A 1,434-nucleotide genomic window follows, 5' to 3' on the forward strand; every position below is an offset into this window, starting at 1 on the left:
GGACGGCACGTGGTGCAGCGCCGTCGGGGAGTCGGGATCGGTGCGCGGGGCGTTCGCGGGGGCCGGCGTCGGCACGGCCTCGGCAGCGGAACGCCGCTCGGCCTCACGGAGGCTGCGGCGTGTCGGGAGGCCCGTGACGGGCTCCTCGCTGTGCGAACCCACGACACCTCCTGTCCGTTCACGCGTCTGATCTGCCGCGACGTCGTCGTCGGGCGCACGGTGAGCGCTACCCGGCGACTGCGGTCACGAAACCATAACGGCTGGCGGACACGCTTCCAAGTCCCTGGACGGCCGTCCAGTCCGCGGATCGGACATTCCGGGCGACACGCGGGGCGACACGCCGAACCCGCGCACGCCATCCGCACAACTGGTCCAGTGATCAGGACATCTGCCCGCGCTGCATGGCGTCGCGGACCTCGCCGACGAGCTCCTCGAGGATGTCCTCGAGGAAGACCACGCCGACGGTGCCGTCGCCCTCGTCGACCCGCGCGAGGTGGGCCCCCGAGCGCTGCATGGCCGCGAGCGCGTCCTCGATCTCGTCCTGCGGCCCGACGACGGCCAGGGCCCGCACGCGCCAGGCGGGCACGGGCACGGACCGGGTGGCCTCGTCGGCGTAGAGCACGTCCTTCAGGTGCAGGTACCCCGTGAACGCCCCCGACGCGTCGAGCACCGGGAACCGGGAGAACCCGGTGCGGGCAACCAGTCGCTCGACGTCCTCGGGGGTGCTGCCCGGGTTCACGGCGACCAGCTCGGCGGACGCGATCATCACGTCGTGCGCGGTGAGGTCCGAGAACTCGATCGCGCCGGCGAGCAGGCCCTGGTCGTCCTCGAGCAGCCCTTCCGCCTGGGACCGCTCGACGATCGACTGGACCTCCTGGGCGGTGAACGCCGACGAGACCTCGTCCTTGGGCTCGACGCCGAACAGGCGCAGCGCGTGGTTGGCCAGCCAGTTCAGCGCGGTGATGACGGGCCGGACGACGCGGGCGATCCAGACGAGCGGCGGGCCGAACATCAGCACGGCCCGGTCGGGGCCGGCCACGGCGAGATTCTTGGGCACCATCTCGCCGAGCACCACGTGCAGGTACACGACGATCGCGAGCGCGACGACGAACGAGATCGGGTGCGTGAGGTCCTCGCTGACGCCGAGCGCGTCGAGGGGACCGGCGATCAGGTGCGCGATGGCCGGCTCGGCCACGACACCGAGGCTGGTCGAGCACACGGTGATGCCCAGCTGCGCGCACGCGAGCATGAGCGAGACGTGCTCCATGGCCCACAGGACGGTCGTGGCGCGCCGGTCGCCCGCCGCGGCGAGCGGCTCGATCGCGCTGCGGCGGGACGAGATGATGGCGAACTCCGCGCCGACGAAGAAGGCGTTGGCGGCGAGCAGCAGCGCCGCGAGGGTCAGGGCGAGGCCGGAGCTCATGACTCGGCCTC

At 72.3% G+C, this 1,434-nt stretch carries 1 protein-coding gene; it reads right to left on the minus strand.

What is annotated here, in order from left to right:
- Positions 1 to 379: 379 nt before the first annotated feature.
- Positions 380 to 1,423, minus strand: a complete 1,044-nt coding sequence (locus ACXJKG_RS21150; RefSeq protein ID WP_456847679.1) for a hemolysin family protein — start codon at positions 1,421 to 1,423, stop codon at positions 380 to 382.
- Positions 1,424 to 1,434 lie beyond the last annotated feature (11 nt).

The organism is Cellulomonas sp. P5_C6 (assembly GCF_054049635.1).